Source organism: Pseudomonas citronellolis, assembly GCF_029335315.1.
GTDB classification, from domain to species: Bacteria; Pseudomonadota; Gammaproteobacteria; order Pseudomonadales; family Pseudomonadaceae; genus Pseudomonas; species Pseudomonas citronellolis_A.
In genome coordinates this window covers 16,441-29,312 of the sequence record NZ_JARJLT010000089.1, presented here as the reverse complement: position 1 = coordinate 29,312, position 12,872 = coordinate 16,441, and the positions used below count along the sequence as shown (strand labels likewise).

Below are 12,872 nucleotides of genomic sequence, written 5' to 3'. Positions count from 1 at the left end.
TGCCCGCGACTCGCGCGCAGGGCGCGCTCCTGCATAGGCATGGCGCAGGGACGTTCCCGGAATATCAATCCAGCGTGCGAGCCAGCTGGATCAGCTCCTCGCGCCAGGCGGCCGCCTTCGGCAGGGCCAGGAAGGAGCCGTTCAGGTAATCCTCGCGGGCCTCGTAGGTGAAGGGCTCGCCCTTGAGGTCGAGCACCTCGCCGCCGGCGCCTTCCAGTACGCCCTGGGCCGCCGCCGTGTCCCACTGCGAGGTGGGCGCCAGGCGCGGGTAGCAGTCGGCCGAACCCTCGGCCAGCAGGCAGAACTTCAGCGAACTGCCGACATTGGCCAGGGCCAGGTCGCCGAAGCGCTCGCCCAGGCCGGCCAGCAGGCGTTCCTGGGCCGGGCTCGAATGGCGCTTGCTGGCCACCACGGTGAAAGCCTCGGCCGGCGCCACGCGCACGCCGATCGGCGCGCTGCCGCCGTCCGCCTCCTGGCGCCAGGCGCCCAGCCCGGCGCCACCGAAGTAGCAGCGGCCATTGGCCGGGATGCCGACCACGCCGAAGACCACCCGGCCGCGCTCGATGAGGGCGACGTTGACGGTGAACTCCTCGCTGCCGGCGATGAATTCCTTGGTGCCGTCCAGCGGGTCGACCAGCCACCAGCGCGTCCACTCGCGACGCTCGGCCAAAGCGATGGTGCAATCTTCCTCGGACAGCACCGGTACCTCCGGCGCCAGGGCCCGCAGGCCTTCTTCGAGCACGCGGTGGGCGGCCAGGTCGGCGGCGGTGACCGGCGAGGCGTCGGCCTTCTCGGTCACGGCCAGGTCGCTGCGCCAGAACGGCAGGATGGCTGCGCCGGCGCGCTGCGCCAGCGCCACGACGGCGGGGATCAGCTCATGGCTCAAGGCTGGAACTCCCCGCGCTGGATCAGGATGTCGCGCACCAGGTAGAGCGCGGCCAGGGCGCGGCCCTCGCTGAAGCTGGCGTTCTGCGCCAGGCTGGACAGCTCGCGCAGGCTGATGCGGTCGACCCGCAGCGGCTCCGGCTCGTCGCCCGGCAGGCTTTCCGGGTAGAGGTCGCGGGCCAGCACCACCTGGATGCGCTGGCTCATATAACCCGGCGACAGCGACAGCTCGGTGACGTACTCCAGCCGTTTGGCACCGAAGCCGGCCTCTTCCTTCAGCTCGCGGTCGGCGGCGGCCAGCACGTCCTCGCCCGGCTCGACCAGGCCCTTGGGCAGCGACAGCTGGTACTCATCGACGCCGGCGCAGTATTCCTCGACCAGCACGGCGTGCTCGGCGTCGAGCAACGCCACCACCATCACCGCGCCATAGCCCTGGCCCTTGCCCACCAGGCGCTCGTAGGTCCGCTCGACGCCGTTGGCGAAGCGCAACTGCAGCTCTTCGACTGCGAAAAGGCGGCTCTTGGCGACAATTTCGCGGGCGAGCACCTCGGGTTTCTGACGCATGGGTACGACTCCTGGGGCGGGTCCGGGTCGGCTATGATAACCCGCCTTTTCCGATAATCCGTGTCGTTCCTTGCGTCAGTGTGCGACAAGGCGGCACCCCGCCACAGGGCAGAGCATGCCACGCCTGAACTGGGCCGAGATCGACAGCGTCCTGCTGGACATGGACGGCACCCTTCTCGACCTGCACTTCGACAATCATTTCTGGCTGCAGCACCTGCCGCAGCGCTACGCCGAGCACCACGGCATCACCCGCGCGCAGGCCGACGCCGAGCTGCTGCCGCTGTTCCGCGACAACGCCGGGCAACTGAACTGGTACTGCCTGGACTTCTGGAGCCGCGAGCTGCGCCTGTCGATCCGCGACCTCAAGCGCGAGGTGGCGCACCTGATCGCCCTGCGCCCGGACGCCGACACCTTCCTCGCCGCCCTGCGCCGCGCCGGCAAGCGCGTGGCGCTGATCACCAACGCCCACCGCGACTCGCTGTCGCTGAAGCTGGAACGGGTGGAGCTGGCGCCCTGGTTCGACCGCCTGATCAGCTCCCACGACTATGGCTTCCCCAAGGAAGACCAGCAGTTCTGGCAGGCCCTGCAGGCCGACTTCGGCTTCGACCCGGCGCGCAGCCTGTTCATCGACGACAGCCTGCCGATCCTGCGCAGCGCGCGCACCTTCGGCGTCGGCCAGCTACTGGCGGTGCGCCAGCCGGACAGCCGCCAGGGCCCGAAGGACACGGCGGAGTTCGATGCGGTGGAGGATTACCGCGCGCTGATCGACAACCTGTAGGAGCGCGCCAGACGCGCGAATCGCGGGCGTGGCCCGCTCCTACGGGGCCGCTCGGGGCCTGCTCCGTTACTCCGGAATCCGCAGCACCTGCCCCGGATAGATCTTGTCCGGGTGGCTGAGCATCGGCTTGTTGGCTTCGAAGATCTTCATGTAGGCGTTGGCGTTGCCGTACTCGGCCTTGGCGATGGCGCTCAGGGTGTCGCCCTTCTTCACCGTGACGAAACGCGCCGCCGGCGCGGCCTGGGGCACGCTGATGCTGTCCTCGACGCCGGCCACGCCCTCGACGTTGCCCAGCGCCAGGAGAATCTTCTCCTTCTCTTCCTGGCTGGCGGCCTCGCCGCTGACGATCACCTTGTCGCCCTCGACGCTGACCTGGATGTTCGGGTTGCCCAGGCCGACCTTGGCCACGTGCTCCTTCAGCGACTCCGCTGCCTGCGCCTTGTCGCCCAGCAGGCCACCGAGCAGCTTCTCGCCGGCTTCCTTAACGAATGACAGAATGCCCATGTCCTTTCTCCTTGCGGTTACAGTTACCAGCGGCCGACGCCGGGGCGGGCCGCGCCGCCAAGGAGTCTAGACGCCAGCATCCCGGGTAACGATGGGATACGTCCGAAAGCTGCCCCCACCCGACAGAACACCCTCGGAGCCCAACCGCCGGTGGACATCAAACAGCTGAAATTCCTCTGCGCCCTCGACGAGACCCGGCACTTCGGCCAAGCCGCCGCGCGCTGCCACGTCACCCAGCCGACCCTGTCGATGCGCCTGCGCTCGCTGGAAGAGGAGCTGGGCCTGGAACTGGTGCGGCGCGGCCAGCGCTTCGAGGGCTTCACCGAGGCCGGCGAGCGCGTGCTGGCCTGGGCCCGCAGCCTGCTCGCCGCCCACGACGGCCTGTACGCCGAGGCCGCCGCCTGCCGTGGCCAGCTGGTCGGCACCCTGCGCCTGGGCGTGGTGCCGCTGGCCGGCTTCGACCCCATGGAACTGGTCGGTCTGTTCGCCGAGCGCCACCCGGAGCTGCGCTTCCAGCTGTTCGCCCTGAGCTCCGAGCAAGTGCTCGAAGGCCTCGGGCGCAACCAGCTGGACCTCGGCCTGTCCTACCTCGACCGCCTCGACGCCACGCACTTCGAGAGCCTGGAGCTGGCCGCGACGCGCATGGGCCTGCTATACGACGAACGGCATTTCCAACTGGCCGGCGACAGCCTCGACTGGCCGGCCCTGGCCGAACTGCCGCTGGGCCTGCTGTCCAGCGGCATGCATTTCCGCCAGTCCATCGACCACGGCTTCCGCCGCCACGGCCTGACCCCACGGGTGCGCCTGGAGACCGACGCGGTGCACCAGTTGCTGCAGGCGGTGGAGCGCGGCCTGTGCTGCGCCATCATGCCCCTGGGCAGCGGCCTGGAGGCCCAGGGCCGGCACCTGCGCCTGCTGCCCATCGACGACGCCCGCACCCTGGCGCCGCTGGGGCTGATCCAGCGCCGCTCGGCGCCACGTTCGGCGCTGGCCGAGGCCTGCTTCGAGGAAGCCCGGCGGATGTTCCTCGGCGAAAGCCATTGATAGACAGCGTCGATCAAGGCATCGGAACTACCGATTAGACGTCCCTTATCCACAGGCCTAGGCTGGAGCCATTACTCGAAAACAGGGCTCAGCCCATGCCTTGCCTGCCTGCACGCCCGGCGTCCCCCGACGCGCGGGCAGCCGTCGTTGCCGACGGCGCCTACGCCTACGCCGAACTCAGCGCCGAACCCGCCGCCGGCAGCGCCGCGCTGGCCGCGGAAGTGGCCCTGGCGATCGCCTACAACGGCCTGAGCCAGGCGGTGATGATGACCTCCCCCACCGACCTGGAGGACTTCGTCCGAGGCTTCAGCCTGAGCAACGGCCTGGTCGGTTCCATCGACGACATCTATGACATCCGCCTGAATCGCCTCGCCGACGCCGTCAGCGCCGAGGTGCAGATCAGCAGCCGCGCCTTCTGGGCGCTCAAGCGCCAGCGCCGGCAACTGGCCGGCAGCAGCGGCTGCGGCCTGTGTGGAGTGGAGGCGCTGGAACAGGCGCTGCCCAGCCTGCCGGCCCTGGAACCCTCCGCGCTGCCGCCGGTGGCGCACCTGCGCGGGCTGCGCCAGCGCATCGACCAGGCCCAGGACCTGGCCCGGCGCAGCGGCGCCCTGCACGCGGCGCTCTACGTCGACGGCAACGGCGAGATCGCCCTGTGCCGCGAGGACATCGGCCGGCACAACGCCCTCGACAAGCTGATCGGCGCGCTCAAGCAGCGCCGCGTCGACGGCCGCGACGGCTTCGCCGTGGTCACCAGCCGCTGCAGCCTGGAGCTGATCCACAAGGCGGTGCGCGCCGGCATCGCCACCCTGGTCAGCCTGTCCGCGCCCACCGCGCTCACCGTCGAGTGGGCGCGCCGGCACAACCTGAACCTGATCCACCTGCCCCATCACAGCGCGCCGCGGGTCTACAGCCCCGCGCCGGCCACCCACTGACCGCCGAGATTCGCCATGAGCCTGCAACCGATCAATCCCCGCTACCAACCCTACAAGGGACCCGCCGCCGGCTGGGGCGCGCTGATCAGCGTCACGCGCTTCTGGCTGGACAGCAAGCAGCCGTTCAAGAACCTGCGCGCGCTGCTCAAGACCAACCAGAACGGCGGCTTCGACTGCCCCGGCTGCGCCTGGGGCGACTCCCCCGAGGACGGCCGGGTGAAGTTCTGCGAGAACGGCGCCAAGGCGGTCAACTGGGAAGCCACCAAGCGCCGCGTCGACGCGGCCTTCTTCGCCCGCCACAGCGTGAGCGCCCTGCGCGAGCAGAGCGACTACTGGCTGGAGTACCAGGGCCGGCTGACCGAGCCAATGCGCTACGACCGCGCCAGCGACCGCTACCTGCCGGTGAGCTGGGACGAGGCCTACGCCCTGGTGGCCCGCCACCTGCGCAACCTGGACAGCCCCGACCAGGCCGAGTTCTACACCTCCGGCCGGGCCAGCAACGAGGCGGCCTACCTCTACCAGCTGTTCGTCCGCGCCTTCGGCACCAACAATTTCCCGGACTGCTCGAACATGTGCCACGAGGCCAGCGGCGTAGCCCTCGGGCAGAGCGTCGGGGTCGGCAAGGGCAGCGTGACCTTCGCCGACTTCGAGCACGCCGACGCCATCTTCGTGTTCGGCCAGAACCCCGGCACCAACCACCCGCGCATGCTCGAACCGCTGCGCGAAGCGGTGAAGCGCGGCGCCCAGGTGGTGGCCTTCAACCCGCTGAAGGAGCGCGGCCTGGAACGCTTCCAGCACCCGCAGCACGCCCTGGAGATGCTGAGCAACGGTTCCGAACCGCTGAACACCGCGTTCTTCCGCCCCGCCCTGGGCGGCGACATGGCCGCCCTGCGCGGCATGGCCAAGTTCCTCCTGCAGTGGGAGCGCGAAGCCCAGGCCAAGGGCGAGCCGGCGGTGTTCGACCACGCCTTCATCGCCGAGCACACCGACGGCGTCGAGGCCTACCTGGCCGAGCTGGACGCCACGCCCTGGGAGGCCATCGAGGAACAGTCCGGGCTGAGCCTGGCCGAGATCGAGGCCGCGGCCAGCATGTACCGCCGCGCCGAGCGGGTGATCATCTGCTGGGCCATGGGCCTGACCCAGCACCACCATTCGGTGCCGACCATTCAGGAAGTGGTCAACCTGCAGCTGCTGCGCGGCAACCTCGGCAGGCCCGGCGCCGGCCTGTGCCCGGTGCGCGGCCACAGCAACGTGCAGGGCGACCGCACCATGGGCATCAACGACCGCCCGCCGGCGGCGCTGCTCGACGCCCTGGAGAAACGCTTCGACTTCCGCGTGCCGCGACGCAACGGGCACAACACCGTGGAGGCCATCAACGCCATGCTCGAAGGTCGCGCCCGCGTGTTCATCGGCCTGGGCGGCAACTTCGCCCAGGCCACCCCGGACAGCCCACGCACCCACAAGGCGCTGGAAAGCTGCGCGCTGACCGTGCACATCAGCACCAAGCTCAACCGCAGCCACCTGACCTGCGGCGACGACGCGCTGATCCTGCCGTGCCTGGGCCGCACCGACATCGACCGCCAGGCCGACGGCCCGCAGGCGGTGACCGTGGAAGACTCCTTCAGCATGATCCACGCGTCCTTCGGCCAGCTGGAGCCGCTGTCGAAGCAGATGCGTTCGGAGCCGGCGATCATCGCCGGCATCGCCAAGGCCACCCTGGGCAACCGTCCGGTGGACTGGGACGCGCTGATCGCCGACTACGACCGCATCCGCGACCTGATCGCCGACACTATTCCCGGCTTCGCCGACTTCAACCGCCGCGTGGCCCACCCCGGCGGCTTCTACCTGGGCAACGCCGCCGGCGCGCGGCGCTGGAACACCGCCAGCGGCAAGGCCAACTTCAAGGCCAACGAGCTGCCCGCCGACCTGCTGCCGGAGAAGGTCCGGCAGACCGGCCAGCGCCCCGACCTGATCCTCCAGACCCTGCGTTCCCACGACCAGTACAACACCACCATCTACGGCCTGGACGACCGCTACCGCGGCGTGCGCGGGCAGCGCGAGGTGGTCTTCGCCAACGAGGCGGACATCCGCCGCCTGGGCTTCGAGCCGGGGCAGAAGGTGGACATGGTGTCGCTGTGGAGCGATGGCGTGGAGCGCCGGGTCAGCGGCTTCACCCTGCTGGCCTTCGACATCCCCGCAGGCCAGGCGGCGGCCTACTACCCGGAGACCAACCCGCTGGTGCCGCTGGAAAGCCACGGCGTGGGCAGCTACACACCGACCTCGAAGTTCATCGCGGTGCGCCTGGAAAGCGCACGGGGCGACGGACGCATCCTCTGAGCCGGCTGTAGACACCAGGCGTACGCAACCGCATCGCCACCCTGTGGGAGCGAGCTTGCTCGCGAACGAAGCCCGCTGCGGAGCCTGTTCGCGAGCAAGCTCGCTCGTACGCAAACACCTCACGCAGGAAATCTGCAGCGCCCCTGGAGCTGTATCCGTGGTTTATCTATTCGCGGACGGAGTCCGCTCCTACCAGGTGCAGGAGAAGCACCGTCGTAGGATGGTGTTGACCGAAGCGATACCCATCATCACGTCCGCACTGCCTACCCGTAGGAGCGCGCCATGCGCGCGATTCGGCAAGGTAGGATCGGGGGCTGTAGGAGAGGTCCGGTCGATTTCGTGAAATGCCATCATTGCAATAGCAATTTGTGCGCGAAGCACGCTGAAATCGTATCCTCGGAATAACACTCTGACAGCCCTTTCTAGAAAAAGTTCTGACCCTAAATCAAATACTTGCGTTTTTTGATGAAAGTCGCGTCACTCGTCGGCAGAGGCTTGTAAGGCCTTTCACACAACAGCAGCATCGGCGCCAACATTCACACAGAGAGAACCTCTCTATGAAGTACTCCTCGATGCTCCTGCTGTCTCTCGCGCTGGTCGGTGGGTCCGCCTTCGCGGACGGCGACACCCGTGCCGGCGTCGGTGGCGCCCTGGGCGGGGTATTGGGTTCGGTCGTCGGCAATGCGGTCGGCGGCAGCACCGGTGCGGCGATCGGCGCCGGTGTCGGTGGCGCGGCCGGTGGCGCGGTTGGCGCCCGGCGCGGCAACAAGACCGAAGCGGCCATCGGTGGCGGCCTCGGGGCGGCCGGCGGCCAGGTCATCGGCAACAAGATCGGTGGCAGCACCGGCGGTCTGATCGGCGCGGCCCTGGGCGGCGGCGGCGGCGGCGCGCTGGGCAACCACTACGCCGACAGCAACCGCGACGACGATGACGATCACTACGACCGTCGCGGCTACCGCCACGCCCGCTACGACGACCGTCGCCACTGGCACGACAACGGTCGCCATCGCGGCTGGTACAAGCACCATCGCCGCCACGGCGACTGGGATTGACCCAGGGCAGTTCGCCCGCGAGAAACCCTGCAATTCAGCCGGACGCACTTGTCCGGCTGTTTTGTGTCCGGAACAATGATTCCGACTCCATCCCCCAGCAAGGTTCGAACATGCGCAAGACTCTCTCGGTGCTGGCCTTCAGCCTGATCGCCAGCCAATACGCAGTGGCCGGCGACAATACCAACGCCGCGGTCGGTAGCGGCCTGGGCGGTGCCCTCGGCAACGTCGTCGGGGGCGCCCTGGGCGGTAGCACCGGTGCGGCCGTCGGCGCCGGCGTCGGTGGCGCGGCCGGTGGCGCCATGGGCGCGAAGGACGGCAAGAAGACCGAAGCGGCCATCGGCGGCGGCCTCGGCGCGGCCGGCGGTTCGGTGATCGGCAACAAGGTCGGCGGCTCCACCGGCGCGGCGATCGGCGCCGGCCTGGGCGGCGCGGCCGGCGGTGCGGTGGGCAGTTCGCTGGCCGACGACAACGATGGCCATCACAGCGGCCACGACGGCCACAAGCACAAACACAAGCACAAGAACAAACACCGCGACTGAGCCTGGCTCGGTCGACGAAAGCCCGCCCTCCGGCGGGCTTTCGCGTTTCAGGGGCAGGCGGGCAGGTGCGCCCGCAACGCTTCGGCCTCGGCCGGCGGGCGCCGTTCGACGCGGCGGTACTCGGCGCCGTCGGCCGTGCGCCGCAGCCAGCCGCCATCGACCAGCTCGCGGCGTAGCAGCAGGTGGTCGCCGATCCGTTCGCCGGCGCGGATCAGCGCGTTGAGCGCCCTCTCGTCGAGAACCTGGCGGGCCGGCAGGCGCGCCCAGATTATCCACAGGCACAACTGCCGGTGGCTGAACTTCTTCGGCCAGCGGGCCAGGTGGCCCTCGGCGTCGAAGTAGCGGCGCAGTTGCTCCACCAGGCGGAAGTCCACCACGAGCGGCGCCGGCGTCTCGGCCAGGCGCGCGGCCGCCAGCTGGCTGGCGCGCAGCGCCTGGAAATTGCGGAAGCCCTGGCTGCGCGAGAGCAGGTTGAGCATCTGCACATGGCCCGGCACCTCGTCCAGTTCGTCGAGTTGACGGACCAGCGAGCGGGCCAGCGCACAGATGTCGGGGGACGCGAAGGGAACGGGTGTCTTGGACACGATGCAATCCTCATCGGTGCCAAGGCCTCGCGAGAGGCTATCGGGGGTCGCCGTCTTCCGATGCGGCACGGGTTGCGTGATCGTATCGAAGGGGTTTCGCAGCGGCGCTGCGCGGCAGGTTTAGCACGCTCCGGAAGGAGGCGGCGACGCCTGGGTGAACTGCCGACCGGGGCCCAGCATAGGCGCCCGGTCGATCGCCGGCAAGCGTTGCGGCCTCAGCCCGACTGCGCCAGCAGTGCCTGCATCGCCTCGCGCAGCCCGGCGGGAATCGCCACCGGGCGGTTGCTCGCGCGCTCGACGAAGACGTGGACGAAACGCCCGGCGGCGCAGGCCAGCTCCTCGCCCTGACGGAACACCGCGAGCTCGTACTGCACCGAGCTGTTGCCCAGCTTGCCGACCCGCAGGCCGACCTCGATGCGTTCGGGGAAGGCCACCGGGGCGAAGTAGTCGCAGCTGGAGCTGACCACGAAGCCGACCACCTCGCCGTCATGGATGTCCAGCCCGCCCCGTTCGATCAGGTAGGTGTTCACCGCGGTGTCGAAGAAGCCGTAGTAGGTCACGTTGTTCACGTGGCCATAGACGTCGTTGTCGTGCCAGCGCGTGGTGATCGGCTGGAAGTGCCGGTAATCGGCGCGGCTGGGGTGCTGCTGGCTCATCGGGTTCCTCAGTGGACGGCGCGGTAGATCGCCAGGGCGGCGGCCTCGCCGACCTCGCGTGGGTTGTTGACCAGCAGCCGCTGCTGCTGCATCGCGTCGGCGGCCAGGGTGCGCAGCATGTACTCCGGCACGTCGAGGTCGCGCAGGCGCGTGGGCAGGCCACAGCGCGGGCTGAGCTGGGCCAGTTCGTCGATGAACTGGCTGGTCAGGCTGTCGGTGTCGCCGGGGCGCAGGCGCTCGCCGAGCAGCAGCGGCGCCAGTTCGGCATAGAGCGGCGCGGCGACCGGGGCATTGAAGCGCATCACTTCCGGCAGCACCAGGGCGTTGGAAAGCCCGTGGGGAATGTGGAAATGCCCGCCCAGCGGGTAGGCCAGGGCGTGCACCGCCGCCACCGGGGCGTTGGCGAAGGCCTGCCCGGCCAGGCAGGCGCCCAGCAGCATGGCCTGGCGCGCCTCGCGGTTGGCGCCGTGGTGGACCACCGCGTCGAGGTTGGCGGCGAGCAGGCGCAGGGCCTCGCGCGCCAGCAGGTCGGACAGCGGGTTCTTCTTCAGCTTGCTGGTGTAGGCCTCGATGGCGTGGACCATGGCGTCGATGCCAGTGGCGGCGGTCACCGCCGGCGGCAGGCCGAGGGTCAGGTCGGCGTCGAGCAGGGCCAGGTCCGGCAGCAGGTGCGGGCTGACCACGCCGCTCTTGGTGGTGGCGCCGGTGGTGACGATGGCGATGGGGGTCACTTCCGAGCCGGTGCCGGCCGTGGTCGGCACCTGGATCAACGGCAGCCGCGGGCCGCGCGCGTTGCCCACGCCAAACAGCTCGGGCAGTGTCTGGGTGGCTTGCGGGTGGGCCAGCAGGGCGACCAGCTTGGCCACGTCCATCGAGCTGCCGCCGCCGAAGCCGACGATCAGCTGCGCGCCCAGCGCCAGCGCCTGCATGGCGGCTTGCAGGACCACCGCCTCGGGCGGGTCGGCGAGCACCTGGTCGAACACCTCGACGGCCACCCCGGCGCTGGCGAAGCCCGGCAGCACGCCGGCCAGCATGTCCAGGCGGGTGATGCCGGGGTCGGTGACGATGAGCACCCGCAGCGCGCCGCGCTCGCGACAGAGTTCGCCGAGTCGGGCGGCGGAACCACTCTCGCAGAGGATCTGCGCGGTGGTGGCGAAGCTGAAAGGCTGCATGACATTTCCCCGTTGTTATCGTTGTACAGCGGAAAGTGCATGGCCCGTCGCGGCCTCGGGGGCGCGACGCAACCGGATGGCCGGGCCAGCATAGCAAGCCCTGGCGACCAGGCGGAACCTTGTATCGCTATGCGGAATGAGCGATCACCAACAAAACCGATGCAACGGGTGCGCAAACGCCTGCCGCGCGGGGCTGCGGCTATGCGGAAACGAGCGGGGATGCGGGCGGGAAGGCCCTCGCCGACGCGGCAAGGGCCGGGACGCGAGAAGCGCTCAGACCGCTACGGGCGCCTTGATGTGCGGATAGGACTCGTAGCCGAGCAGCTCGAAATCCTCGAAGCGGAAGTCGAACAGGTCCTTCACCTCGGGGTTGAGCTTCATGGTCGGCAGCGCCAGCGGCTCGCGGGTCAGCTGCAGGTCGGCCTGCTCCAGGTGGTTGGCGTACAGGTGGCAGTCGCCACCGGTCCAGATGAAGTCGCCCGGTTGCAGGCCGGCGACCTGCGCCACCATCAGGGTCAACAGGGCGTAGCTGGCGATATTGAAGGGCACGCCGAGGAAGATGTCCGCCGAACGCTGGTACAGCTGGCAGCTGAGCTTGCCGTCGGCGACGTAGAACTGGAACAGCGCGTGGCACGGCGGCAGGGCCATCTCGTCGATCAGCGCCGGGTTCCAGGCGGAGACGATCAGCCGGCGCGAGTCCGGGTTGTTCTTCAGCATCGTCATCAGGTTGGCGATCTGGTCGATGTGGCGGCCGTCCGGCGCCGGCCAGGAGCGCCACTGGTAGCCGTAGACCGGGCCGAGGTCGCCGTTCTCGTCGGCCCATTCGTCCCAGATGGAAACGCCGTTTTCCTTCAGGTAGGCGATGTTGGTCGAACCTTTGAGGAACCACAGCAGCTCATGGACGATCGACTTCAGGTGGCACTTCTTGGTGGTCACCAGGGGGAAGCCTTCGCTCAGGTCGAAGCGCATCTGGTAGCCGAACACGCTGTAGGTGCCGGTGCCGGTGCGGTCGGCCTTGAAGGTGCCGTGCTCGCGCACGTGGCGCATCAGGTCGAGGTACTGTTTCATGGAAAACCCGTGTCGTAGAGAGGTCCGCGAGGCACGCCGAAGGTTCGGCGCCGGCGCATTCGCCCGGCAGAATCGCGAGATGCCGCAATACTAAGGGGCGGGCCTGCGCATCGCCACCCTTTGCGACAAGGGGTGGCGACACCGGCCTGCAACATCGCCCCCGCAGCCTGGGGCGAACCAGAGGCCCGGCACGACCCGGCCCGCGCAGCACCGTGACGCCGCCGCCGGCGGCCTGATGAACGAGAGGTACGCATGCCCGACCAGCCTCCGCGCTTCACCCTTTCCCGCCGCCGCCTGCTGGCCATGGCCTGCGGCGGCCTCGTCGCCGGCGGCCTGCTGCTCGGCCCGGCGGCGGCCGCCTGGGCCGCGCTGACGCCACAGGCCGAGGCGGAGCTGGCGATCTTCATGACCCTGTCGCAACGCCTGAGCGGCCGCAGCAACCTCGACCCGCGCGTGGGCCAGCGCCTGTACCTGGCCCTGGCGCAGCGCGACAGCGCCCTGGCCCAGGGCCTGGCCGAGCTGCAGTCCGCCCTCGGCCAGCCGCCGCAACGCTGGAGCGAACGCCAGCAGTGGCTGGCGCGCCAGCTGCTGGCCGGCTGGTACCTGGGCACGGTCGGCGACGACCAGCGGCCGACCCTGGTGGCCTACGAAAACGCGCTGATGTTCCGCGTGGTGGACGATGTGCTGGCGCCGCGCAGCTACTGCGCCAGCCAGCCCGGCTACTGGGCCGAGCAACCAGTGGAACGGGAAGCCTGAG

General features: G+C 69.5%; 14 protein-coding genes. 7 read left to right on the top strand and 7 right to left on the bottom strand.

The window, feature by feature from the left end; all coding sequences use genetic code 11:
- Positions 1–64: 64 nt before the first annotated feature.
- Together cysQ and nudE are read right to left on the bottom strand one after the other, a co-directional pair.
- Complete coding sequence (cysQ, locus tag P3W75_RS07820; RefSeq protein ID WP_276226796.1) at positions 65–886, bottom strand: 3'(2'),5'-bisphosphate nucleotidase CysQ; 822 nt, start codon at positions 884–886, stop codon at positions 65–67.
- The gene (gene nudE / locus P3W75_RS07815; protein WP_276226795.1) at positions 883–1,449 is read right to left on the bottom strand and encodes an ADP compounds hydrolase NudE; all 567 of its coding nucleotides are present in this window, start codon (positions 1,447–1,449) and stop codon (positions 883–885) included. The genes cysQ and nudE overlap by 4 nt, the downstream gene beginning before the upstream one ends.
- Positions 1,450–1,564: 115 nt before the next feature.
- On the opposite strand from nudE, the gene yrfG reads away from it, so the two are divergent.
- Positions 1,565–2,227: a GMP/IMP nucleotidase gene (gene yrfG, locus P3W75_RS07810; protein WP_276226794.1), complete on the top strand. Its 663-nt coding sequence runs from the start codon at positions 1,565–1,567 to the stop codon at positions 2,225–2,227.
- A gap of 66 nt (positions 2,228–2,293) precedes the next feature.
- Here the strand turns inward: yrfG and lysM are convergent, their stop codons facing one another.
- A complete protein-coding gene (gene lysM / locus P3W75_RS07805) occupies positions 2,294–2,731 on the bottom strand; it encodes a peptidoglycan-binding protein LysM (protein ID WP_009615155.1) in 438 nt (145 codons plus the stop codon).
- A 150-nt stretch (positions 2,732–2,881) separates the two neighbouring features.
- Between lysM and P3W75_RS07800 the strand changes: the two genes are divergently transcribed.
- From P3W75_RS07800 to P3W75_RS07780, 5 genes are all read left to right on the top strand, one after another.
- Positions 2,882–3,775 (top strand): LysR family transcriptional regulator, encoded by an 894-nt coding sequence (locus P3W75_RS07800; protein WP_276226793.1) that lies wholly within the window; start codon positions 2,882–2,884, stop codon positions 3,773–3,775.
- 95 nt (positions 3,776–3,870) lie between these two features.
- Positions 3,871–4,707: a formate dehydrogenase accessory sulfurtransferase FdhD gene (fdhD, locus tag P3W75_RS07795; protein WP_276226792.1), complete on the top strand. Its 837-nt coding sequence runs from the start codon at positions 3,871–3,873 to the stop codon at positions 4,705–4,707.
- 15 nt (positions 4,708–4,722) lie between these two features.
- Positions 4,723–7,044: an FdhF/YdeP family oxidoreductase gene (locus tag P3W75_RS07790; protein ID WP_276226791.1), complete on the top strand. Its 2,322-nt coding sequence runs from the start codon at positions 4,723–4,725 to the stop codon at positions 7,042–7,044.
- Positions 7,045–7,601: 557 nt separating this feature from the next.
- Positions 7,602–8,096, top strand: coding sequence for a glycine zipper domain-containing protein (locus P3W75_RS07785; RefSeq protein ID WP_276226790.1), 495 nt, complete (start codon positions 7,602–7,604; stop codon positions 8,094–8,096).
- 110 nt (positions 8,097–8,206) lie between these two features.
- The gene (locus P3W75_RS07780; RefSeq protein WP_276226789.1) at positions 8,207–8,635 is read left to right on the top strand and encodes a glycine zipper domain-containing protein; all 429 of its coding nucleotides are present in this window, start codon (positions 8,207–8,209) and stop codon (positions 8,633–8,635) included.
- Positions 8,636–8,682: 47 nt separating this feature from the next.
- Here the strand turns inward: P3W75_RS07780 and P3W75_RS07775 are convergent, their stop codons facing one another.
- From P3W75_RS07775 to P3W75_RS07760, 4 genes are all read right to left on the bottom strand, one after another.
- Entirely contained in the window at positions 8,683–9,219 is a 537-nt protein-coding gene (locus tag P3W75_RS07775; protein WP_276226788.1) for a DUF2087 domain-containing protein, read from the bottom strand.
- 215 nt (positions 9,220–9,434) lie between these two features.
- Positions 9,435–9,875, bottom strand: coding sequence for an acyl-CoA thioesterase (locus tag P3W75_RS07770; RefSeq protein WP_276226787.1), 441 nt, complete (start codon positions 9,873–9,875; stop codon positions 9,435–9,437).
- A gap of 8 nt (positions 9,876–9,883) precedes the next feature.
- Entirely contained in the window at positions 9,884–11,047 is a 1,164-nt protein-coding gene (locus P3W75_RS07765) for an iron-containing alcohol dehydrogenase (RefSeq protein ID WP_276226786.1), read from the bottom strand.
- Between the two features lie 273 nt (positions 11,048–11,320).
- Positions 11,321–12,115, bottom strand: a complete 795-nt coding sequence (locus P3W75_RS07760) for a thymidylate synthase (protein WP_276226785.1) — start codon at positions 12,113–12,115, stop codon at positions 11,321–11,323.
- A 252-nt stretch (positions 12,116–12,367) separates the two neighbouring features.
- On the opposite strand from P3W75_RS07760, the gene P3W75_RS07755 reads away from it, so the two are divergent.
- On the top strand, positions 12,368–12,871 hold the full coding sequence (locus P3W75_RS07755) for a sugar dehydrogenase complex small subunit (RefSeq protein WP_276226784.1): 504 nt from the start codon (positions 12,368–12,370) through the stop codon (positions 12,869–12,871).
- Position 12,872 lies beyond the last annotated feature (1 nt).

What these genes read in the sequence shown, in the direction of transcription:
- P3W75_RS07780 (WP_276226789.1), top strand. Translation starts at nt 8,207, where the DNA reads ATGCGCAAGACTCTCTCGGTGCTGGCCTTCAGCCTGATCGCCAGCCAA.
- fdhD (WP_276226792.1), top strand. Translation starts at nt 3,871, where the DNA reads ATGCCTTGCCTGCCTGCACGCCCGGCGTCCCCCGACGCGCGGGCAGCC.
- yrfG (WP_276226794.1), top strand. Translation starts at nt 1,565, where the DNA reads ATGCCACGCCTGAACTGGGCCGAGATCGACAGCGTCCTGCTGGACATG.
- lysM (WP_009615155.1), bottom strand. Translation starts at nt 2,731, where the DNA reads ATGGGCATTCTGTCATTCGTTAAGGAAGCCGGCGAGAAGCTGCTCGGT.
- P3W75_RS07755 (WP_276226784.1), top strand. Translation starts at nt 12,368, where the DNA reads ATGCCCGACCAGCCTCCGCGCTTCACCCTTTCCCGCCGCCGCCTGCTG.
- P3W75_RS07790 (WP_276226791.1), top strand. Translation starts at nt 4,723, where the DNA reads ATGAGCCTGCAACCGATCAATCCCCGCTACCAACCCTACAAGGGACCC.
- P3W75_RS07760 (WP_276226785.1), bottom strand. Translation starts at nt 12,115, where the DNA reads ATGAAACAGTACCTCGACCTGATGCGCCACGTGCGCGAGCACGGCACC.
- P3W75_RS07765 (WP_276226786.1), bottom strand. Translation starts at nt 11,047, where the DNA reads ATGCAGCCTTTCAGCTTCGCCACCACCGCGCAGATCCTCTGCGAGAGT.
- P3W75_RS07770 (WP_276226787.1), bottom strand. Translation starts at nt 9,875, where the DNA reads ATGAGCCAGCAGCACCCCAGCCGCGCCGATTACCGGCACTTCCAGCCG.
- nudE (WP_276226795.1), bottom strand. Translation starts at nt 1,449, where the DNA reads ATGCGTCAGAAACCCGAGGTGCTCGCCCGCGAAATTGTCGCCAAGAGC.
- P3W75_RS07785 (WP_276226790.1), top strand. Translation starts at nt 7,602, where the DNA reads ATGAAGTACTCCTCGATGCTCCTGCTGTCTCTCGCGCTGGTCGGTGGG.